At 61.6% G+C, this 20,548-nt stretch carries 18 protein-coding genes and 1 pseudogene; 10 read left to right on the plus strand and 9 right to left on the minus strand.

What is annotated here, in order from left to right:
• Positions 1-54: 54 nt before the first annotated feature.
• Together GRI38_RS09220 and GRI38_RS09225 are read left to right on the plus strand one after the other, a co-directional pair.
• A complete protein-coding gene (locus tag GRI38_RS09220; protein WP_160682859.1) occupies positions 55-2,319 on the plus strand; it encodes a phosphate acyltransferase in 2,265 nt (754 codons plus the stop codon).
• A gap of 52 nt (positions 2,320-2,371) precedes the next feature.
• On the plus strand, positions 2,372-2,845 hold the full coding sequence (locus GRI38_RS09225; RefSeq protein WP_160682861.1) for a hypothetical protein: 474 nt from the start codon (positions 2,372-2,374) through the stop codon (positions 2,843-2,845).
• A gap of 24 nt (positions 2,846-2,869) precedes the next feature.
• Here the strand turns inward: GRI38_RS09225 and GRI38_RS14095 are convergent.
• From GRI38_RS14095 to lptB, 8 genes and pseudogenes are all read right to left on the minus strand, one after another.
• Positions 2,870-3,592, minus strand: a pseudogene (locus GRI38_RS14095) (bacteriorhodopsin).
• A 112-nt stretch (positions 3,593-3,704) separates the two neighbouring features.
• Entirely contained in the window at positions 3,705-4,469 is a 765-nt protein-coding gene (locus tag GRI38_RS09235) for an SDR family NAD(P)-dependent oxidoreductase (RefSeq protein WP_160682863.1), read from the minus strand.
• Between the two features lie 43 nt (positions 4,470-4,512).
• Positions 4,513-5,193, minus strand: a complete 681-nt coding sequence (locus tag GRI38_RS09240; RefSeq protein WP_160682865.1) for an SDR family NAD(P)-dependent oxidoreductase — start codon at positions 5,191-5,193, stop codon at positions 4,513-4,515.
• Between the two features lie 110 nt (positions 5,194-5,303).
• Positions 5,304-6,068 carry a sulfite exporter TauE/SafE family protein gene (locus tag GRI38_RS09245; RefSeq protein ID WP_160682867.1) on the minus strand — a complete coding sequence of 255 codons (765 nt, stop codon included), beginning with the start codon at positions 6,066-6,068 and terminating at the stop codon, positions 5,304-5,306.
• Positions 6,069-6,198: 130 nt separating this feature from the next.
• Entirely contained in the window at positions 6,199-6,897 is a 699-nt protein-coding gene (trmB, locus tag GRI38_RS09250; protein WP_160682869.1) for a tRNA (guanine(46)-N(7))-methyltransferase TrmB, read from the minus strand.
• Positions 6,898-7,272: 375 nt separating this feature from the next.
• Positions 7,273-7,968 carry a response regulator transcription factor CtrA gene (ctrA, locus tag GRI38_RS09255; RefSeq protein ID WP_160682871.1) on the minus strand — a complete coding sequence of 232 codons (696 nt, stop codon included), beginning with the start codon at positions 7,966-7,968 and terminating at the stop codon, positions 7,273-7,275.
• Positions 7,969-8,159: 191 nt separating this feature from the next.
• Complete coding sequence (gene rpoN / locus GRI38_RS09260) at positions 8,160-9,632, minus strand: RNA polymerase factor sigma-54 (RefSeq protein ID WP_160682872.1); 1,473 nt, start codon at positions 9,630-9,632, stop codon at positions 8,160-8,162.
• A gap of 26 nt (positions 9,633-9,658) precedes the next feature.
• On the minus strand, positions 9,659-10,450 hold the full coding sequence (lptB, locus tag GRI38_RS09265; RefSeq protein ID WP_160682875.1) for an LPS export ABC transporter ATP-binding protein: 792 nt from the start codon (positions 10,448-10,450) through the stop codon (positions 9,659-9,661).
• A 223-nt stretch (positions 10,451-10,673) separates the two neighbouring features.
• Here lptB and GRI38_RS09270 point away from each other — a divergent pair, with 223 nt between their 5' ends.
• Both GRI38_RS09270 and GRI38_RS09275 read left to right on the plus strand, forming a co-directional pair.
• The gene (locus GRI38_RS09270) at positions 10,674-11,078 is read left to right on the plus strand and encodes a hypothetical protein (protein WP_202389936.1); all 405 of its coding nucleotides are present in this window, start codon (positions 10,674-10,676) and stop codon (positions 11,076-11,078) included.
• Positions 11,079-11,127: 49 nt separating this feature from the next.
• Positions 11,128-12,567 (plus strand): mechanosensitive ion channel family protein, encoded by a 1,440-nt coding sequence (locus GRI38_RS09275; protein WP_237487474.1) that lies wholly within the window; start codon positions 11,128-11,130, stop codon positions 12,565-12,567.
• A 1-nt stretch (position 12,568) separates the two neighbouring features.
• Here the strand turns inward: GRI38_RS09275 and ppa are convergent, their stop codons facing one another.
• Complete coding sequence (gene ppa, locus GRI38_RS09280) at positions 12,569-13,117, minus strand: inorganic diphosphatase (protein ID WP_160682877.1); 549 nt, start codon at positions 13,115-13,117, stop codon at positions 12,569-12,571.
• Positions 13,118-13,281: 164 nt separating this feature from the next.
• On the opposite strand from ppa, the gene hisS reads away from it, so the two are divergent.
• The 6 genes from hisS to metK all read left to right on the plus strand — a co-directional run bounded on the left by hisS (position 13,282) and on the right by metK (position 20,543).
• Positions 13,282-14,679: a histidine--tRNA ligase gene (gene hisS, locus GRI38_RS09285; RefSeq protein WP_160682879.1), complete on the plus strand. Its 1,398-nt coding sequence runs from the start codon at positions 13,282-13,284 to the stop codon at positions 14,677-14,679.
• The gene (prfA, locus tag GRI38_RS09290; RefSeq protein ID WP_160682881.1) at positions 14,676-15,743 is read left to right on the plus strand and encodes a peptide chain release factor 1; all 1,068 of its coding nucleotides are present in this window, start codon (positions 14,676-14,678) and stop codon (positions 15,741-15,743) included. Before hisS ends, prfA begins: the two co-directional genes overlap by 4 nt.
• A complete protein-coding gene (gene prmC / locus GRI38_RS09295; RefSeq protein ID WP_160682883.1) occupies positions 15,740-16,603 on the plus strand; it encodes a peptide chain release factor N(5)-glutamine methyltransferase in 864 nt (287 codons plus the stop codon). The genes prfA and prmC overlap by 4 nt, the downstream gene beginning before the upstream one ends.
• Positions 16,604-16,883: 280 nt before the next feature.
• Positions 16,884-17,618: a DUF4167 domain-containing protein gene (locus GRI38_RS09300; RefSeq protein WP_160682885.1), complete on the plus strand. Its 735-nt coding sequence runs from the start codon at positions 16,884-16,886 to the stop codon at positions 17,616-17,618.
• A gap of 21 nt (positions 17,619-17,639) precedes the next feature.
• Positions 17,640-19,268 (plus strand): apolipoprotein N-acyltransferase, encoded by a 1,629-nt coding sequence (lnt, locus tag GRI38_RS09305; protein ID WP_160682887.1) that lies wholly within the window; start codon positions 17,640-17,642, stop codon positions 19,266-19,268.
• Positions 19,269-19,310: 42 nt separating this feature from the next.
• Positions 19,311-20,543, plus strand: coding sequence for a methionine adenosyltransferase (gene metK / locus GRI38_RS09310; protein ID WP_160682889.1), 1,233 nt, complete (start codon positions 19,311-19,313; stop codon positions 20,541-20,543).
• Positions 20,544-20,548 lie beyond the last annotated feature (5 nt).

A 20,548-nucleotide genomic window follows, 5' to 3' on the forward strand; every position in this document is an offset into this window, starting at 1 on the left:
TAGGGACGGGGCAAATACACTCCGCGCGTTGGCGCGAAACGACAAGGATCGAGCGTGGCCGACAACAATACCGACGATTTTACCACACGCGAGGCGCTGTTCTATCACGAGACGATCCGGCCCGGTAAGATCGAGATTATTGCCTCCAAGCCGGTCACCACCCAGCGCGACCTCAGCCTTGCCTATTCGCCCGGCGTTGCCGCCCCTGTCGAGGCGATTGCCGCCGATCCCAAGAACGCCGCACGCTATACCGCCCGGTCCAACCTCGTCGCCGTCATCTCCAACGGCACGGCGATCCTCGGCCTCGGCAATCTGGGCGCGCTCGCATCGAAGCCGGTGATGGAAGGCAAGGCGGTGCTGTTCAAGCGGTTCGCGGACGTCGATTCCATCGACCTCGAGCTGGCGACCGAAGATCCGCAGGCTTTCATCGACGCGGTCGCACTGATGGAACCCAGTTTCGGGGGCATCAATCTCGAGGACATCAAGGCGCCGGAATGCTTCATCATCGAGCAGGCCCTGCGCGAACGGATGAACATTCCCGTCATGCATGACGACCAGCACGGCACGGCGATTATCGCCGCGGCTGGCCTCATCAATGCGGTTCACCTGACGGGTCGCGATCTTAAGGACGTGCGGATGGTGGTGAACGGGGCGGGTGCCTCAGCAATCGCCTGCACCGCGCTCATCAAGGCGATGGGCGTGCCGCACGACAATGTCATCATGTGCGATCGCTCCGGCCCGATCTATCGCGGGCGCGAGGATGGCATGGACCAGTGGAAGTCCGCCCACGCGGTCGATACCGAGGCGCGCAGTCTCGAAGAGGCGCTGGTCGGTGCGGATATTTTCCTCGGCCTGTCGGCGGCAGGAGCCCTGAAGCCCGAATGGGTAAGAAAGATGGCGGATCAGCCGATCATCTTCGCCATGGCCAATCCGACGCCAGAGATCATGCCCGATCTCGCGCAGGAAGTCCGGCCCGATGCGATCATCGCAACGGGGCGCTCCGACTTTCCCAACCAGGTGAACAACGTCCTCGGCTTTCCGTTCATCTTTCGCGGGGCGCTCGATGTGCAGGCGACGACCATCAACGAGGAGATGAAGATTGCCGCCGCCGAAGCCATCGCCGAACTCGCTCGCGAACGCGTGCCGGAAGAAGTGGCGGCAGCTTACGGCAAGAACCACCAGTTCGGCCGCGACTACATCATTCCCGCGCCCTTCGACCCGCGCCTTATCGAACGCGTTTCCTCTGCGGTCGCGCGGGCGGCGATGGATAGCGGCGTTGCGCTTCAGCCGATCGAGGATTTCGAGCAATACACGCTGGCGCTGAAGGCGCGGCTCAATCCGACGACCTCGGTTCTGACGCAGGTTTACGAAGAAGCGAAGAAGAACCCCAAGCGCGTGGTTTTCGCGGAGGCGGAAGAGGACGTGGTGCTGCGCGCCGCGATCCAGTTCCGCGACTTCGGCTATGGCACGCCCATCCTCGTCGGCCGGACCGACAAGGTGCGCGAGAAACTGGTCGAACTCGCCGTGTCCGACCCGGACAGCTTCGAAATCCAGAATTCCGCCGATTCCGATTTGATCGAGCCGATGAACGACTATCTCTATAAGCGGCTTCAGCGGCGCGGCTATACCGAGCGGGACGTGCGCCGCATGGTCAACCAGGAGCGCAACGTCTTCGCCTCGCTGCTCGTCGCGCTGGGGCATGGCGATGCCATGATCACCGGTCTGACCCGCCCCTTCGCGCAGACGGCGAAGGAAGTGAACCTCGTGCTCGATCCGAAGCCGGGTGCAGTGCCCTTCGGCATCCACATGATGGTCGGGAAGAACTATACCGTGTTCCTGGCGGATACCACGATCAACGAGCGTCCGACCGCCGCCGAACTTGCGCATATCGCGACCGAGACGGCTGCGGTCGCCCGGCGCATGGGGCACAATCCGCGGGTCGCCTTCCTCTCCTATTCGACCTTCGGCAATCCCGCCGGCAAATGGCTGGAGAACATTCGCGATGCCGTCGCCATCCTCGACGGACAGCAGCCCAATTTCGAATATGAAGGCGAGATGGCGCCCGACGCGGCGCTTAATGCGAAGGTCATGGAACTCTATCAGTTCAGTCGCCTGTCCGGCCCTGCGAACGTGCTCGTCATGCCCGGCCTGCAATCGGCCAACCTGTCCGCCAAGCTGCTGCGCGAACTGGCGGAGAACGCGACGATCGGGCCGATGATGGTCGGGATGGAGAAACCGGTCCAGATTGCGCCGATGACCGCCATCGCCCCCGACGTTCTGACGCTTGCGGTTTTGGCTGCCGCCGGGGTCGTCGCCTGACCCGCGGATAAGGGCAAACTATATCAAGGTGCAGCGCCTATTGAGCGCGCCGATGGCGATTTGCTATTATCGGGCCATGTACAAGGGAACGCTCGAACTCGGCCTCGGCCTGTTGCTGATCGTAATGGGCATCAGCATGTGGGTGCTGGCCGACGACACGTTCAACCTGCTGCACCCGTTCCTGATCGTAGCCGGCGCGTTTCTCATCTGGCGCGGCTGGAACCGGGCGAACCTGCATCGCGAGGGAAATCGCGCGCTGTCGAACAAGGCTGCCCTTCCGGGCAATCTGACGCTGGGCAAGCCGCTGTCATACGATGACGACCATGCCGAATTAATCTTCACGGTCGGGACGAGCCGCTGGCGTTTTCGCGCCGAACCGGGGGATGTGAGCGTGTTTGAAAGCCATCCCGACTTCGTCCTTCCCGCGACGGCCTATCTCGGCAGCGACGGAACGATCCGAGCGGTCGAGACGAAGCGACGACGATTGCACCTGCTTACCGTGCCCGTGCCTGTCGACAGCGATTGAACTCGCGCCCCCTCGACCCGTCGATTAGCTTTGGTCGAAGCGGTTTTCGGTCCGGTCTTGCAATTCGCTCTCGGGAATTTTCTTGAAGCGCGCCGTCGAAACATAACCGTAAACGGCCTTTGCGACGATATCGAGCGCGAGAATGATCCAGAGATTGGTCAGGGCGTCAGTTGCACCGATGCCTTGCGGTCCGATGAGAAATACGATCGGGTAGATCAGCCAGACGACCGTCAGGAAGACGAGATTCTTGCGATAGACCACCGCCATTTGCCCGCCGAGCCGGTCGCCGATTCTGCGGATCGGAACCCACAGCATGTAGAGAATGCCTGCAAAAGCGACGCAGGACCACAGATACCAGACGATGCGCTGCAGCGGATCATCGCTCAATGCCGACAACAGGCCGGTTGCGATCATGATTACGTCGAGGACGATGAGCGGCAGAACGAACGTTGAGTGGCGCTGATGTTCGTGCAAACCGGTCAGCGCCAGTCCGACGAGCAGGATCGGGGTCGTCACCGACCAATCAGCCTAGCGCGCTACGTAGAGCGTCTCGTCGCCATTGATCGTAAGCGTTCCGGTGCCGATGGCCATGGCGAGATATGCGGTTGCCGCAATGAACGGCACGACCGAGTGGAAATGGGTGTGATGCCTTATCTCGGGATGTTTGGAACCATGGGCGTAGATCACGAGTGAAGCGATCGACATGACCGCGAAACCTATGAAAAGCGGTAATGCATCCGCGCCCATGACTATCTCCTGGTACTGCTTCTCCGACTGACAAATGACCTCGTAACCAGTTGTGTTCCAGAACTGTTCTAAGGGAGCAGGAGAGCCGATGCCGCCTGCTCGTGACTGATCGCTAATCGGCGTAGATCATCTTGCGGGTCATTCCGCCATCGACGACGATCTGTTGTCCGGTCACGAAGCCGGCGCCCGGAGAGACCAGCCACGCGATCGTCTCCGCGATATCCTCGACCGTCCCGACCCTGCCGGCCGGATGCTGCGCCTTGTCGACTTCGCGCTGCTCTGGCTCCTCGCGCTCCGCCGCCTTTTGCCACGGCCCGGTTTCGATCCAGCCGGGAAGGACGGCATTGACCCTGATGGCAGGACCGAGCGAAATCGCCATGGCGTGGGTAAGGGCGCTTACGCCGCCTTTCGACGCGGCATAGGCGAAGGTATTGGCTTCCGACTGAAGTGCGCGGGTGGACGACATGTTCACGATACTTGCCCCGTCTGCACGGCGCAGCAGGGGAATGGCGGCCCGGCTGCACAGGAAGGTGGCAGTCAGGCTGGCATCGAGCCAAGCATTCCAGTCATCGAGCGACAGATCTTCCAGCGGCCCGCAATACGGGTCTGCAATGGCGGCGTTGTTGACGAGCACATCGAGCGGCGCTTCGCCCAACTCTTCCGTCATCGCGTCGAACGCTTCGCCGACGACCCGTTCCTCTCCGACGTCGCACACATGGGTCGACAGGCGTTCGCTCGAAAAAAGTTCGGAAAGCTCGGCGAGCGCTTCCTCGTCCTTGTCGAGCGCGAAAACGCGCCAGCCCTTCCCGTGAAAGTGAAGCGCGGTGCCTCGTCCGATGCCGGACCCCGCGCCGGTAATGCAGATTGTCTTGTTCATGCGAAAGCGAACGCCGCAAGGCGTTCCTTGTGCCGTCGCGCGTTCAGTAGGCGAGTTCCTTTCCGCTGTAATCGACGTAGCGGAAGCCACCGCCGCCTGCCGCCTCGATGACGTCGGCGAGACCGCACACGCTTTCGTCGACGCTCAATGGCGCGGACGAGCCGCCCATGTCCGTCTGTACCCAACCCGGATGCAGCGCGAGAACCTCGATCTTGCGTGGCCCTGCCTGCTGTTCGGCGATGCCTTTCGCCAGCATGTTCAGGGCGGTCTTGCTCGTCCGGTAAAGTTCGAAGCCGCCCGAGCTGTCGGAGATCGAGCCCATGAGGGACGACATCACGCATAGCGTTCCGCCATCCTTCAATCGCGGCAGGAGCGCCTTCGACGCCGCGGCAGGGCCGAAGGCATTGGTCATCATGACGTCGGCCACTTCCTCGCGCGTCGCTTCCTCGCTGCGCTGGTGCTGAGCACCGCTGATGCCGGCATTGATCACGATCACATCGAGCGAGGCATCTTCGAAGCCGAGATCGGCATAGCTGTTCGCCTCCGTCACGTCGGCGGTCACGATCCGCAGGCGTCCTTCGCTCTCATCAGCAAGATCGTGCAGGTCCTCGCTTCGGCTGCGCTCGCTCGCCACGACAGACCAGCCACGGGACAGGAATTCGCGGGCGAGGCCAAGACCGATGCCGCGCGAAGCACCGAGGATGAAGATGGATTTGTCGGGCATGAGACCTCCAAGCAATGAATGAACGTATTGCCTGATAAGCGCATTTGCGTGCCCGCCGTTCCGCCCTTTTCCGCAGGACGCGGGATATGGATAACGGATTACGGTCTGCCTCAGGCGATGGCGGTCCAGATACCGTAAAGGCTTGTCGCCACGAGCACGATGCCGACAAGGATGAGGACGAGTTTCGGCTTGAGATAACGCGCCGCTACCGCGCCGAACGGGGCGGCGGCGACACCCCCGATGATGAGGCCGAGCGTCGCACCGACGAAATCGGCAAGGCCGAGATGATAGATGAAGGCAGCCGAGATTGAGAGGGTGAGGAAGAACTCGACCGAATTTACGGTGCCGATGACCTTGCGTGGCTCGCCGCCCTGAACGAGCAGGTTCGACGTCACCACCGGGCCCCAGCCGCCACCACCCGCCGCGTCGAGAAAACCCCCGACAAGGCCGAGCGGGGCCACGTATTTTGCTTCCCGCAACTTGGGGGGATAAAGCAGTCCGCGTACGAGCAGATAGATGCCGATACCGGCCAGATAAGCGAGCACGAATGGCTTGACGACGGACGCGTCGATCGAGGTCAGGAGATAGGCTCCCGCCAGTCCGCCGACGATGCCGGGAATCAGAAGGCGAAGAAAGAGCCGCCCGTCGATGTTGCGATGGAAGAGGTGACTGATGGCGGAGGCTGCCGTGGTGAAGCACTCCACGATGTGCACCCGCTGAGAGGCTTGCGCGGGAGGTACTCCGAGAACGCCGATGAGCAAGGTGTTGGTTATGACGCCGAACGCCATGCCCAGTGCACCGTCGACAAGCTGTGCTGCGAAACCGACGGCGATGAACGGCAGTATGGCGTGAAGATCGATGCCAAACAGTTCCATCGCGTCACCGCCCGGTCGTTGTCGTAGACTGCCGAATACGACCGGCGCTCAGTTTCCCCTAGCGAGATTAACTTTCGCTTCGCGATAGTTGCGCTGTCAGGCCGCTCGAGGATATTTCCGATCGACGAAGCTATTTCCGCCGATAGCGGAAGTACCACACTTCGTGGTCCTGGGCGCGGGCCTTTGCTTCGTACCGGGTTTCGGGCCAGCCGCCCAGCCTCGTTTCGAAACTGCTGCGGTCCTCCACCAGCCACTCAAACGCATCAGTAAATCGCCGCATCACCATCAGCGCATGGCTCAGATAGACCGGGTGATCGGTGCCAAAGCGAAACTCACCGCCGGGTTTGAGTTTGTCGGCAATCATCCTTACCGGACCGTCGTTCATCATCCGACGCTTGGCATGCCGCGCCTTGGGCCAGGGATCGGGATGAAGCAGATAGACAAAGCTCAACGCTCCATCCGGAACCCGCGCCAGTACGTCGAGCGCATCGCCATGCTGGATGCGCACATTTGCAAGATGCCCGTCCTCGACATGACCGAGCGCCGCCGCGACGCCATTGAGATAGGGTTCTGCCCCGATGAAACCGTGATCGGGCAGCATGTCAGCGCGGATCGTCATGTGCTCGCCGCTGCCGAAGCCGATCTCGAAATGGAGGGGGCGGCCATCACCGAACAGTCGCTCGGACGTAATTTCGCCCTCATCGGGAACGGCAATTTGCGGAAGGAGGCGTTCGACCAGTTTTTGCTGCTGAGGCCGAAGGGGTTTCCCTTGGCTGCGGCCATAAAGGCGGTTCAGCGTCGTCGGGTCGCCTTCTTTGTGTGCGGTCATGGCGAGCGGCGCTAGTTGCGGCGGCACACTTTGTCCAGCCGGTTGCCGAGAGGATCGCCGCGCTTTACCGCGAAAAAGGACTATCGTTTGTTAGTGCAGCGGAACGGCTTGCGCGGCCGCAAGTATGGTTAATGCAAGCCCCGCCGGAAACACCGGCAGTGTCCTCGAAAGCAGAGCCGGCGGATTGCAGATAAAGAAAAGACCATATTGGTGGTGATGGTGCGAACCGCCATCGCTGCTCGGCCCGTCATCCCTTTCCCCCCTCGCAGGGAGGCGGGCCACCTTTTCTGAATGTCACAAGATAAAGCGCCCGTCGCCTGTGAGGCAGCGGGCGCTTTCTCGTAATGTTCGCTTGAAGTTCGAGGGTATGCGCCGTCAGGCGGCCTCGGCTTCCTCGTTCGTGTCGCGCAAGACGTATCCGCGGCCCCAGACAGTTTCGATGTAATTCTCTCCGTCGCAAGCATGGGACAGCTTCTTGCGCAGCTTGCAGATGAAGACGTCGATGATCTTGAGTTCCGGCTCGTCCATGCCGCCATATAGGTGGTTGAGGAACATTTCCTTGGTCAGTGTCGTGCCCTTGCGCAGGCTGAGAAGCTCGAGCATCGCGTATTCCTTGCCGGTCAGGTGTACACGTGCACCGTCGACCTCGACCGTCTTGGCATCGAGATTGACCGACAGTTTGCCCGTGCGGATGACCGACTGGCTATGACCTTTGGAGCGGCGCACCACGGCATGGATGCGGGCAACGAGTTCCTCCCGGTGGAAGGGCTTGGTCACGTAATCGTCCGCGCCGAAACCGAAGCTGCGGATCTTGCTGTCCATTTCGGCGATGCCGGAAAGGATCAGGACCGGCGTCTGCACCTTGGCGACGCGCAGTTTCTTCAGCACGTCGTAGCCGTGCATGTCCGGCAGGTTGAGATCCAGCAGGATGATATCGTAATCGTACAGCTTGCCGAGGTCCAAACCCTCTTCGCCGAGATCGGTCGTATAGACGTTGAACCCTTCGGTCGTCAGCATCAGCTCGATGGCTCTGGCGGTCGTCGGTTCGTCTTCGATCAGCAATACACGCATGGGTCAGTTTCCCCCTTGGCCCCTGGTCGTCCGCAACCTTGCCCGTAACTTTCGCGCAAGAGAAGTTGCGATGAATTAACCACACAACATCTGAACAGAAAAGGTTAATTTTGTGTGTAGGCCGAGTTAACTTTTTTGCCGGACCGCGGATTTGCGTGGATCTCGGACAAGGAAAATCGTGAAGCTGGCATTTACATCGCCGCAAGTTTCTTCTGCCGGCGGCGCTGCACGCTCGATCCGATACCCAACGCCTCGCGATATTTGGCGACCGTGCGGCGTGCGATGTCGATGCCTTCTCCGGTCAGCAGTTCCACGAGTTTGTCGTCGGACAGGATCTTCTTCGGGTCCTCGCCTGCTATCATGGTCTTGATCCGCGCCTTGACCGCTTCGGACGAAGCATTGCCGTCGATGGCAGCGGATGCGACCCCGCTGGAAAAGAAGTATTTCAGTTCGAACGTGCCGCGTGGACATTGCAGGTACTTGTTGGTCGTCACCCTGCTGACCGTGCTTTCGTGCATGTCGATGTCGTCCGCGATTTCGCGCAAGGTCAGCGCCTTCATGGCTGCGACGCCTTCGCGGAAGAAGCCCTTCTGATGTTCGACGATCGCGCTCGCCGCCTTTAGGATGGTCTTTTGTCTTTGGTCGAGCGCCTTGATGAGCCAGCTCGCCTCGCTCAGTTGCTCATCGAGCCAGCCGCGCGACGCCTTGTCGCTGCAGCCATCCTTCAGTTCGACGAAATAGGAGCGGTTGACGACCAGCCGCGGCAGGCTCGCTTCGTTCAAGGCGAGCTTCCATCCACCATCGGTCGCGCGCGTCATGAGGATGTCGGGAACGACCGCGCTGTCGCTTCCCCCGCCATAGGCGCAGCCGGGCTTCGGATCGTAGGATCGCAACTCAGCGAGCATCTCGGCGAAATCCTCGTCATCCACGTCGCACATCCTGCGCAGACGACCGAATTCGCCATTGGCGACAAGATCGAGATTGTCGATCAGTCGCGCCATGCAGGGGTCGTAGCGGTCCGCTTCGCGTGCCTGCAAAGCGAGGCATTCCGACAGGCTGCGGGCGCCAATACCTGTTGGCTCGAGCGTCTGGACGAGTTCGAGGGCGCGTTCGACCTCGGCCAGCGGTGCATTCAGTTCCTCGGCCAGCTGCGATAGCGGAGAGAGAAGGTAACCCGCCTCGTCGAGGTCGCCGATTATTCGCGCTGCGATCAGAGCCTCGCGCGCATCGCGGGCGACTGCGGGCAACTGATCGTTCAGATGTTCCGCAAGCGTGATGTCGGTCCGCGCACGATCGCCCGGATCGGGCAGGTCGGTGTCCGCATTACCCGACCCGGCTGCTTCGCTCCACTCTCCATCGCCCGTATCCCGGTCCCGGTCGAGAGCCGACGGGTCGAGATCGAGCGCCGCGTCGCCATCCGATCCGTCATCGGCGGTGTGCTCGGATGGTTCGACGCCCTCGTCCGTCTCCTCGACCGCTCCGGGTTCAGCCGCCTCGCGCTGCGTTTCCCCGATTTCGAGCAGCGGGTTGGCTTCGAGCGCCTCGCCGATATAGGCTTCCAGTTCGAGGTTCGACAGGCTGAGCAGCTTGATCGCCTGCTGCAATTGCGGCGTCATCACCAGCGACTGGGATTGTCGGAGGTCGAGCCTCGGACCGAGCGCCATGGGTCAGGCTCCGTTCGCCGCTTCGATCACAGGGTGAAACCTTCGCCGAGATAGAGCCGCCGTACATTCTCGTCGGCGACGAGATCCTGCGGGGTTCCGGCAAACAGCACCTGTCCGCCATAAATGATGCAGGCGCGATCGACGATGTCGAGCGTCTCGCGAACGTTGTGGTCGGTGATCAGAACGCCGATGCCGCGGCCCTTAAGATCCTTCACGAGATCGCGGATATCGCTGATCGACAAGGGGTCGATGCCAGCAAAGGGTTCGTCGAGCAACATGATCGAGGGTTTCGCAGCGAGCGCACGCGCGATCTCGCAGCGCCGTCGCTCACCGCCTGAGAGAGCCATCGCCGGGCTTTCACGCAGCCGCGTCAGGCCGAATTCGTCGAGCAGTCGTTCCAGTTCCTGCGCCCGCGTATCGCTCTCAGGCTCTACCATTTCGAGCACCGAGTTGATGTTCTGCTCGACCGTCATACCGCGAAAGATGCTCGTTTCCTGCGGCAGGTAGCCAAGGCCCAGTATGGCCCGTCGATACATGGGTAAATTCGTGACATCCTCCCCGTCCATCAGGATGCGACCAGCATCGGGCCGCACCAGTCCCATGATGGAATAGAAGCAGGTCGTTTTGCCCGCTCCGTTCGGACCGAGCAGGCCAAGGACTTCGCCCTTTCCGACCGTCAGGGAGATATCGCTGAGGACCGATCGCTTGTCGTAACTCTTGGCGATGGAAATGACTTCGAGACCGCCCTGCGGAATGGGCGGCGCGGCGGCGGTGCTATCCAGCGTTTCGGCCGGGTCAAGATCATCGACAAGTGACATGGCGGCGAGGTGTAGCAGCCGCGAAGGCACTGAAAAAGGGCACAGGTGGCAGAACCGCCGTTAATTTGAGGCGCGGCGCATAAAACAGCCGACGAGATGCGGCCCGCAATGGCTGACTTTTGTTGCAAGAACCGGAATGAAACGGCAGCTTGGTTACCAAAGTTGCAACTGACGGGAAATTTTGAGATAATCGCAGATGGAGAGAATGTTGAGGACTGACTGAATGCGCGAGAAGAGAACCGATTCGCATGGCGCGGCGACCGCCGATTTTCGTTCGGACTATAACGCCGACGAGACACTCGATTGGCGGACCAAGATCAGCGATCATATCGCCTACGCACTCGTCATCTATACCGGTCTCCAGATTTTCGCGACCATCCACGCCATGAACAGTTCTGGAGGAACCGGCGGTTCCATCCTTCCCTATCTCGCTCTCGTGGTCCTGGTGGGAATCGTCATCCCGTTCTGCCGCAAGTTCGAGAAGCGCTGGACGAGCCTTTCCGAGAACGCGGCACACGACCCTGCGCTCGCGGGACGTTTCAGACGGGACCGGCTGACCATCTGGCTGCTGGCGATCGGCGTGCCGCTTGCCATGACCGGTATCGTGAAAATTGCCATGACGTCCTGACCGCCAACGGCCCGGCGGCACTATCGCGCGATTCGCGCGTAATCGAAACATGATCTCGTTATTTCTGCGCGCGGCGATGCTGCTTTTGCTCGCGCTTTCGTTACCCTCGACTGTCAATGCGGCAGCAACGGCGATCCTCGCGCCAGCGGAAGAGCAAGCGGCTCCCGAGGAACAGCCTGCGGCGCCTGCATTGCCGATCGAAGCGCAGCAGGATGCGGGGGAAGACGAACGGATCGAAAACCGTATCGGGCAGATTTTCCGCCAAATACCCTCATTCGAAAACGTCGGCGTATCGGTCAGCGAAGGCGTGGTGCAACTGTCCGGGACCGTTCCCAAAGAAGAGGATATCGAGCGCGCCGAGGCGCTCGCCGCGCAGGTCCGCGGGGTGGCAACCGTAGAGAACTCCATCGAACGCGATGTCTCGCTCGGGTCGGGAATTTCGTTCGTCCAGCAATTGAACGATGCTTTCCGCGATTTCGTGAAGCTGCTTCCCCTGATCGCCCTTGCCATCGGAGTGGCTGCCGCGATCGGCTTCGTTGGTTATCTCCTCGCAGGCTTGTCCAGCCTGTGGAACAGGATAGCGCCCAACGCCTTCCTCGCCGAACTCATCGCCAGCGCCATCCGGTTCGCCTTCGTTATCGGCGGCATCGTCGTCGCGCTCGACATGATCGGGGCGGGCGCTTTGCTTGGTGCGATTTTGGGCGGGGCAGGCATCATCGGTATTGCATTGGGCTTCGCCTTGCGTGAGACGGTGGAGAATTACATCGCCTCGCTGATGCTATCCCTGCGCCAGCCGTTCCGTGCAAACGATCACGTGCTGATCGAGGGGTTCGAGGGGCGGATCATTCGCCTGACAAGCCGCGCGACGATCCTGATGACGTTGGACGGCAATCACGTCCGCATTCCGAACGGGCAGGTCTTCAAGGCGGTAATCACGAACTTTACCCGCAACCCGGCACGCAGGATCGAGTTCGATCTGGGCGTCGATGCAGATGATGACATCACCGCCGCCCGCCGACTTGCCCGCGACACGATTGCCGACCTGCCCTATGTGCTCGATGATCCGCCGCCGGAAGCGCGCATCGTCGAAGTCGGCGACTCGAACGTGGTCATCCGCGTCCTCGGCTGGATCGACCAGCGCGAGACGGACCTGTTCAAGGCGAAGAGCCGGATGATTCCGGCGGTCAAGACCGTCCTCGAAGATGCCGGTTTTGGATTGCCCGAGCCGATCTATCGCCTTCGCTTCGACCCGCGCTCCGCCAAGCTTCCGCTCGAGACGTTCGAGGCTGTGTCGGGCCGAGACAAGGCTGCGGGCAAAGAGATCGGTGGCACAGAAGAGGCCCCGGCCTCACGTCCGCGTCAACCTCGCCCAAGCGAAGAAGACCACGATGTACGGCCAGAGAACGAAGTCGCTCGCATGGTGGACGAGGAACGCGCGGCCGCACCGAACGAGAAGGATCTTCTCGATTCGGGACGCCCGATAGAATAGCTCAGTCAGCGCCCTTTGCGGCAGCCTGCTTCGCGCGTTCGACAGCTTCCAGCACGATCTGCCGTGCTTCGGCGCGATCGCCCCACTTGCCGATCCGCACCCACTTCTCGTTTTCCAGATCCTTATAGTGCGTAAAGAAGTGCTCGATCTGCTGGAAGATGATCGAGGGCAGGTCCTTCGTTTCCCCGACATCCGAGTAATACGGGAAGGTCGTGTCGACCGGCACGCAGATAAGCTTTTCGTCGCCGCCATGCTCGTCTTCGAGATTAAGGACGCCAATCGGGCGGGCGCGCACGACGCAGCCGGCCATGAACGGGCTGCGTGCGATAACCAGCGCATCGAGCGGGTCGCCGTCCGGGGACAGTGTATGTGGGACGAAGCCGTAATTGGCCGGATAGCGCATGGGGGTATGCAAAATCCGGTCGACGAACAGCGCACCCGAAGCCTTGTCGAATTCATATTTCACCGGTTCGCCGCCGGTCGGCACCTCGACGATGACGTTGAGATCGTCCGGCACGTTTTCTCCGGTTGGGATCATGTCGATGCGCATGGGTGTGTTCTTCTTTCCTGCCATTCGGCGTTGTCTGTTGGAGCGGAGCGGATAACCGCCCCTTGCGAATGCGCCAACCACAAAAATGTTGCGATGCGGTAAAACGGCGTTCCGTTGCGGCGCGAGCATTGCGGCGAAGCGCGCCTGCGACTAAGCGCGCTGGCATGGCGAAGAACACACCACAGGCCATTCGCGGCACCCAGGATATCTTCGAAGAGGCAGAAGCGTTCTCCTTCGTCGTCGATACGTTCGAACGGGTCCGGAAGCTTTATCGCTTCCGCCGGATCGAAATGCCGGTGTTCGAACGCACAGAAGTGTTTTCGCGCCCGCTGGGCGAAACGACGGACGTCGTGTCGAAGGAGATGTATTCCTTCGAGGATCGCGGCGGCGAATCGCTGACACTACGCCCTGAATTTACCGCCGGGATCGCCCGCGCCTATCTTACCAACGGGTGGCAGCAGCATGCGCCTCTGAAGGTAGCGACCCACGGCCCGCTGTTCCGCTACGAACGCCCGCAAAAGGGTCGCTTTCGCCAGTTCCACCAGATCAATGCCGAGATCCTGGGCGCCGCCGACCCGCAAGCGGATGTCGAGTTGCTGGCCATGGCGGATCAGGTCCTGCGAGAGCTCGGCATCGAGGGGGTGACGCTTAATCTCAATACGCTGGGCGATCCCGAAAGCCGCGAAGCGTGGCGCGCGGCGTTGGTCGAGTATTTCGAAGCGCATCGCGGCGACCTTAGCGAAGACAGCGTGACGCGGCTCGAACAAAACCCCCTGCGCATCCTCGACAGCAAGGACCGCGGCGACATGGCGCTGGTCAAGGATGCACCGACGATCGACGACTATCTGACGGATGAGGCGAGCAGCTTCTTCGACAGCGTGACGAGCGGGCTCGATGCAGCAGGAGTATCCTGGCGGCGAGCGCCGCGCCTCGTCCGCGGCTTCGACTATTACCGGCACACTGCTTTCGAATTCATTCCTGACGAGGGCAGCACGGCGGCTGACGCTCTCGGCAGCCAGAGCACCGTCCTAGGCGGCGGACGCTATGACGGGTTGATGGAGACGCTCGGCGGGGCGCATACACCGTCGGTCGGCTGGGCCGCGGGGATCGAACGGCTGGCGATGCTGGTAACCGCATCGGGAAAAGTCAGCGATAATCATCTCGATGCAGCCATCATCCCGATGACCGATGCGGCCTTGGCGGCCGCTCTCGATCTTGCGCGCGATCTCCGCGGGCAATGGCAGACGGTCGAAATCTTTGGAACGGGGAAGATTAAGAGGCGGATGGCAAGGGCCGACGAGGCCGGCGCGCTGGTCGCGGTGCTGATCGGCGAGGACGAACTTTCCTCCGGCGAGGTCACGGTCAAGGATTTGCACGAAGGCGAGCAGGTTCGTACGGCACCCTCCGATGTCGGCGACATCGTCGCGAAGGCACAGAATGCTTACTACATGCGCAGCTGGCGCGAACAGGGGATCGACATTCCCGACATGGATGCGTGGCCTGACGATTTGCCGGATGACTTCTTCGCCAACCCAGAAGACCGGCACAGGGATTTCGAGTGAATATCCCCGCGGAACGGCTCGACCAGATTGCTAATCGCTTCGCCGAGATCGAAGCCCGGCTCGCTTCGGGCACGCTCGAAGGCGAGGAATTCGTGCAGGCCAGCCGCGATTACGCCGAACTCGAGCCGGTGGCGAAACTCGCGGGCGAAGTGCGGTCCATGCGCGCCGAACGCGAAGAACTGGGCGCGATGCTGTCCGATCCCGAAATGAAGGCGCTGGCGGAGGAAGACCTTTCGCGCATCCGTGACGAACTGCCGAAGAAGGAACGCGCTCTTGCCCTTGCAATGCTGCCGCGCGACAGTGCCGATGCGCGGCCCGCCATGCTGGAAATCCGGGCCGGAACGGGCGGCGACGAGGCTGCGCTGTTCGCCGGCGATCTCTACCGCATGTACGAGAAATTCGCTGCAGAGCAGGGCTGGCGGGTCGAGCCGGTCATTATGAACGCCGCCGAAGTGGGCGGCTTCAAGGAAATCGTCGCCAACGTGACCGGGCAAGGCGTGTTCGCAAAGCTGAAGTTCGAAAGCGGCGTTCATCGCGTGCAACGTGTGCCGGTGACCGAAAGCGGCGGACGCATTCACACCTCCGCCGCGACCGTGGCGGTGTTGCCTGAGCCCGAGGAAGTCGATGTCGCGATCGACGATGGCGACCTCAAGATCGACATCTACCGCGCAAGCGGTGCCGGGGGGCAGCACGTCAACACGACCGACTCCGCCGTACGCTTGACCCACATCCCGACCGGGCTCGTGGTCATCCAGCAGGACGAGCGCAGCCAGCATAAGAACCGCGCCAAGGCAATGCAGGTGCTCCGCACCCGGTTATACGACTTGAAACGTGCCGAGGCGCAGGGCGCGGAAGCCGAAGCGCGCAGGGCGATGGTCGGAAGCGGCGATCGTTCGGAACGTATTCGCACCTATAATTTCCCGCAGGGACGCGTGACCGATCACCGCATCGGATTGACCTTGCACAAGCTGCCCGAAATTCTCGAGGGCACGGGTCTTGCCGAAATGGTCGATGCCCTGATCGCGGAGGACGAGGCGAAGCGGCTCGCCGCGATGGATACGTGACCGCAGTAGGAGAAGCGCTGCGTAGCGCGGCAGAGAAGCTCGCCGAAACGTCCGATACCGCTCGTCTCGATGCCGAATTGCTGATGGCTCATGCGCTTGGCGTCTCGCGTTCCGATATGCTGCTTCGCCATATGACTGCCGAAGCCCCGGAAGATTTCGCGGCGCTGGTCGAGCGCCGTGCGGCACACGAACCCGTCGCCTATCTGACCGGCCAGCAGGAATTTTATGGCCTCGAATTGTCGGTGACGCGGGACGTTCTGATCCCTCGCGGGGATAGCGAGACCTTGATCGAAGCAGCGCGTTCTCATTTCACCGACGGTAACCCGCCCGTGCGCATCTGCGATCTGGGCACCGGTTCGGGTGCGCTCCTTCTCGCCGCGCTGTCCGTCTGGCGACAAGCTGCGGGTGTGGGCGTCGAGCGTAGCTATGGGGCTATTCGCATCGCGAAGCGCAATGCCTGTGCGTTTGACTTTGCCGATCGGGTCACGCTCTACCGCCGCGACTGGCGGAAAACGGGTTGGCAGCGGGATCTCGGAAGGTTCGATCTGCTCCTGTGCAACCCGCCCTATGTCGAGGCGGACGCAGACCTCGAACCCGGCGTAGCGGATTACGAACCGAGCAGCGCCCTGTTCGCAGGGGCGGATGGTCTGGACGACTATCGTATCCTGATACCCGCGGTCGCGGACTTGCTTTTGCCCGACGGCATCGCCATCTTCGAGATCGGGAGTACGCAATCCGACGCAGTGAGCGACCTTGCGCGACAGTTCGGCTTTCAAGCGAGCATCCATCGCGATCTCGGAGGCCGACCGCGAGCAGTGTTGCTGAAAAGAAGCGGGGATCGGGCGAAAGCGCACCGTTAACCTTTGTCGGGCGATAAGGGCTTGGCAAAAGAGCGAGGTCGGGCTAACCGTAAGGACGGTTATCGCGATCTGCGGCACGGGGCTGCCGATTTCGACGACCGGCTCCGATATTTTGCGAGGTTCCTAGAAGGCAGCGCGGCTGCCGGACCATGCAGGGTAAGGATGCTGCCGCTCGACCGGATGAACCGGGGCGGCGTAGGAGCGGGATGATGCGACCGGCTTGGTCGCGGCAATGCGTGACTAGAGCATTTGACAGCCACGACACGAGGAAGAGTTTCCTTTGAACAACAATCGGAATAACCGTCGCCGCGGGCGCGGAAATCGTCAGCAGCAAGGCGGCAATCAGTCCAACCGGATCGACAGCCGGGCGCGGGGTAACGCGCCGCAGATGCTCGACAAGTATAAGAAACTCGCGCAGGACGCGCAGCATCACGGCGACCGGGTGCAGACCGAATACTACCTGCAATTTGCCGATCACTATTTTCGCGTCATCGCCGACAACAAGGCCCGGCAGGACGAGGCGCGTTCGAAGCGTGACGACGACCGCGACAATCGCAATGCGGACGATGACGGCGACGACGAAACGGACAACCGCCGTGGCAATCGGCGCGGTCGGGGACGGAACGACAATCGCCAGAACGATGGCGATGAAGATTTCCAGGGCAACCGTCGCGGGCGCAAGGCTCAGGCGAACGGTCATTCGCACGACGATGATGACGATAACGATAGCGAGGAGGTGCGCAACGAAGCGCCCGCTCGCAAGCCGCGCGCCCGGCGGGCTCAGAACGATACTCCGGACGGCGCTCAGAACGAGCGGGCCAATGGCTCGGAGACGCCGAAACGGGGCCGTGGTCGGCCACGCAAGGCCGATACGGCTGGCGAGGGCAGCGAGATCGATGCGTCGGTTCTTCCGCCTGCGATCAGTGCCGACGACGGTGCCGCCCCGCAGAGAAAGGCGCCCGTTCGCCGCCGCAAGGCGGTAAGCGACGACGGCGACGCAAGCGCAGCAGTCTGACGCTGGAATAGAGGTACGCGCATGGCGGCCTCCTTCGCTGAAGAGGCAACACATTCGGCGCCCGCAATTCGCCGATATTTCGGTATTGGGCCGCTGCTGGCCTATCCGCGGTTGTCGGCGCTTGTTTTAGGCGCTTTTGCCGCGCTTGGTTTTCAGCCGCTTTCGCTGTGGCCCCTCGCACTTCTCGCAATGGGAGCGTTCGTTCTCGGCCTGATGCAGGCCGAGACAGTCAAGCGAGCCTTCTTGCTCGGCTGGCTGTTCGGCTTCTCGCATTTCACCGTGGTCGACAACTGGATCGCGACGGCCTTCACCTATCAGGCGGAGATGCCGGCCATCCTCGGCTGGGTGGCGGTGCCCCTCCTAAGCATCTACCTCGCCATCTATCCCGCACTCGCCGCAGCCGCCGCAAGATGGCTTTCCGTCAAAGCGGGAACGAGCGTTTTCGCCGTCCTGTTCGGCGGATGCTGGATCGTGGCGGAATGGTTGAGAAGCTGGGTTTTCACCGGTTACTCCTGGGGGCCGTTCTCGCTGGCGCTGGTCGGTCCCTTTGACCGGTCGGGTCTCGCCGCTCTGCTGCCGCTTACGGGCACTTACGCGCTTTCCGGCATTGCCGTCATGGTGGCAACGCTCTGGGTCGCTTCCATCGTCGAGCGGCGCTGGATCGTGGCGGCAGTGACGGGGGTCCTGCTCGCAGGCGGAATGTACTGGCCTGCGCGAGGCGCAGAACAGGGCAGCTTGCCCGTTACGCTGGTCCAGCCGGATATCAGGCAGGACGACCTCGACAACCCCTCTCTTTACGAGAACCATTTCGCGAAGATCAGGGCGCTTTCGCTTGCGCAGCGTCCTAGCGAGAGACGTCTTGTCCTGTGGCCCGAATCGGGCGTTCCCGACTATCTGCGCGACGGCTATCCGCAACGCTATTACGACCAGATGACGGCGGCGGGCGACCCGCGTTTCGCGCGATGGCGGATCGGGCAGGCGATCGGGGAGAACAGTCTTCTCATGACCGGTGCCGTCGACCTCGAAATCGGCGGACCTGCAGGGTTCGAGAAAGCGGTCGGCGCATACAATGCAGTGACCGTGATCGACGAGAACGGGAACCTCGAAGCGAGCTACGCCAAGGCTCATCTAGTGCCCTATGGCGAATATCTCGCACTGCGCTGGCTGCTGGAGCCGCTGGGCGCAACGCGCCTCGTCGCCGGAACGATCGATTTCATTCCGGGTCCGGGTCCGGAAACGCTCGACCTCGGCGCTTACGGGAAGGCCGGGGTGCAGATCTGCTACGAGATCATCTTCTCAGGTCAGGTAGTCGAGGATGGCAACCGGCCCGATTACATTTTCAATCCCTCGAATGACGGCTGGTTCGGTAGTTTTGGCCCGCCGCAGCATCTCGGACAGGCGAGAATGCGCGCGATCGAGGAAGGGCTTCCCGTCCTGCGTGCGACGACGACGGGCATCAGCGCAATTATCGACGCTCGCGGCATCGTGCGCGAACATATTCCCATGCATCGGGCCGACAGGATCGACACCGTCGTTCCTCCGGCTGCTCCGCCGACCCTTTTTGCGCGTCTGGGCCACTGGCTCACTCTGGGATGGGCCGCCGTTCTGCTCGTCATATCGTCGGTTGCCATGCGTCGGCGCGGCAGCTAGGCACCAGATAAAGACATAAAGCATTCTTTATATCGAGGTTTCATGCGCGACAATTTTCTGTTCACTTCCGAAAGCGTTTCGGAAGGTCATCCCGACAAGGTTTCCGATCAGATTTCCGATGCCATCGTCGATCTGTTCCTGTCGAAGGACCCCGAATCGCGCGTCGCCTGCGAAACGATGACGACGACGCAGCGGGTTGTGCTGTCGGGCGAGATACGCTGCCGCGAAGTCTATGACGAAAGCCGCGACGAGTGGGAACTGAACGGCTTTTGGGCGCCGGGCGCGCGTGACGAGATCGAGCGGGTGGTCCGCGATACGGTTCGCGAAATCGGCTATGAACAGGACGGCTTTCACTGGCGCACCCTGACCTTCGAAAACCATCTCCACGGCCAATCCGCCGAGATCGCGCAAGGCGTCGATGCCAGTGGCAACAAGGACGAGGGCGCCGGCGACCAGGGTATAATGTTCGGCTTTGCGTGCGACGAGACGCCCGACCTGATGCCCGCGACGCTCGATTACAGTCACAAGATCTTGGAACGCCTCGCAAGCGACCGGAAGGACGGCACCGCCCCCTTCCTCGAGCCTGACGCGAAGAGCCAGGTTACGCTGCGCTACGAAAACGGAAAGCCGGTGGCGTGCACGGCGGTCGTCGTCTCGACCCAGCACGCCAAGGGATACGACAAGGGCGACAAGGAAGCCGAACTGAAGGACTATGTCCGCAAGGTCGTGGGAGAGGTCCTGCCGGACGGCTACCTTTCAGACGACACCGCATGGCATATCAACCCCACGGGGGCTTTCGAGATTGGCGGGCCGGACGGCGATGCAGGTCTTACCGGCCGCAAGATCATCGTCGACACTTACGGCGGCGCCAGCCCGCATGGTGGCGGTGCGTTTTCGGGCAAGGATCCGACCAAGGTCGACCGCTCGGCGGCCTACATTACGCGCTATCTCGCCAAGAACATCGTCGCCGCAGGTTACGCGACGCGCTGCACAATCCAGCTTGCCTACGCCATCGGCGTCAGCGAACCACTGTCGATCTACGTCGATACGCATGGCACGGGAACGGTTGCGGATGAGACGATCGAGGAAGCGATCCGGTCAATCAAGTCGCTGGGTGGCCTGACCCCGCGCGGAATTCGGATGCACCTTGGTTTGAACAAGCCGATCTATCGCCAGAGCGCCGCTTATGGTCACTTCGGACGGAAGGCTGAGGGCGACGCGTTCCCATGGGAGCGGACTGATCTGGTCGACGAATTGAAGAACGCTATAGGCTAAGGCTT

The sequence above is a fragment of the Parapontixanthobacter aurantiacus genome (genome assembly GCF_009827635.1).
Taxonomy (GTDB): domain Bacteria; phylum Pseudomonadota; class Alphaproteobacteria; order Sphingomonadales; family Sphingomonadaceae; genus Parapontixanthobacter; species Parapontixanthobacter aurantiacus.

Coding starts and splice junctions, on each gene's coding strand:
- lnt (WP_160682887.1), top strand. CDS start 17,640: ATGGCGGCCTCCTTCGCTGAAGAGGCAACACATTCGGCGCCCGCAATT.
- GRI38_RS09245 (WP_160682867.1), bottom strand. CDS start 6,068: ATGGAACTGTTTGGCATCGATCTTCACGCCATACTGCCGTTCATCGCC.
- metK (WP_160682889.1), top strand. CDS start 19,311: ATGCGCGACAATTTTCTGTTCACTTCCGAAAGCGTTTCGGAAGGTCAT.
- rpoN (WP_160682872.1), bottom strand. CDS start 9,632: ATGGCGCTCGGTCCGAGGCTCGACCTCCGACAATCCCAGTCGCTGGTG.
- GRI38_RS09235 (WP_160682863.1), bottom strand. CDS start 4,469: ATGAACAAGACAATCTGCATTACCGGCGCGGGGTCCGGCATCGGACGA.
- GRI38_RS09225 (WP_160682861.1), top strand. CDS start 2,372: ATGGCGATTTGCTATTATCGGGCCATGTACAAGGGAACGCTCGAACTC.
- GRI38_RS09240 (WP_160682865.1), bottom strand. CDS start 5,193: ATGCCCGACAAATCCATCTTCATCCTCGGTGCTTCGCGCGGCATCGGT.
- trmB (WP_160682869.1), bottom strand. CDS start 6,897: ATGACCGCACACAAAGAAGGCGACCCGACGACGCTGAACCGCCTTTAT.
- hisS (WP_160682879.1), top strand. CDS start 13,282: ATGGCGAAGAACACACCACAGGCCATTCGCGGCACCCAGGATATCTTC.
- GRI38_RS09270 (WP_202389936.1), top strand. CDS start 10,674: ATGCGCGAGAAGAGAACCGATTCGCATGGCGCGGCGACCGCCGATTTT.
- lptB (WP_160682875.1), bottom strand. CDS start 10,450: ATGTCACTTGTCGATGATCTTGACCCGGCCGAAACGCTGGATAGCACC.
- ppa (WP_160682877.1), bottom strand. CDS start 13,117: ATGCGCATCGACATGATCCCAACCGGAGAAAACGTGCCGGACGATCTC.
- GRI38_RS09275 (WP_237487474.1), top strand. CDS start 11,128: ATGATCTCGTTATTTCTGCGCGCGGCGATGCTGCTTTTGCTCGCGCTT.
- ctrA (WP_160682871.1), bottom strand. CDS start 7,968: ATGCGTGTATTGCTGATCGAAGACGAACCGACGACCGCCAGAGCCATC.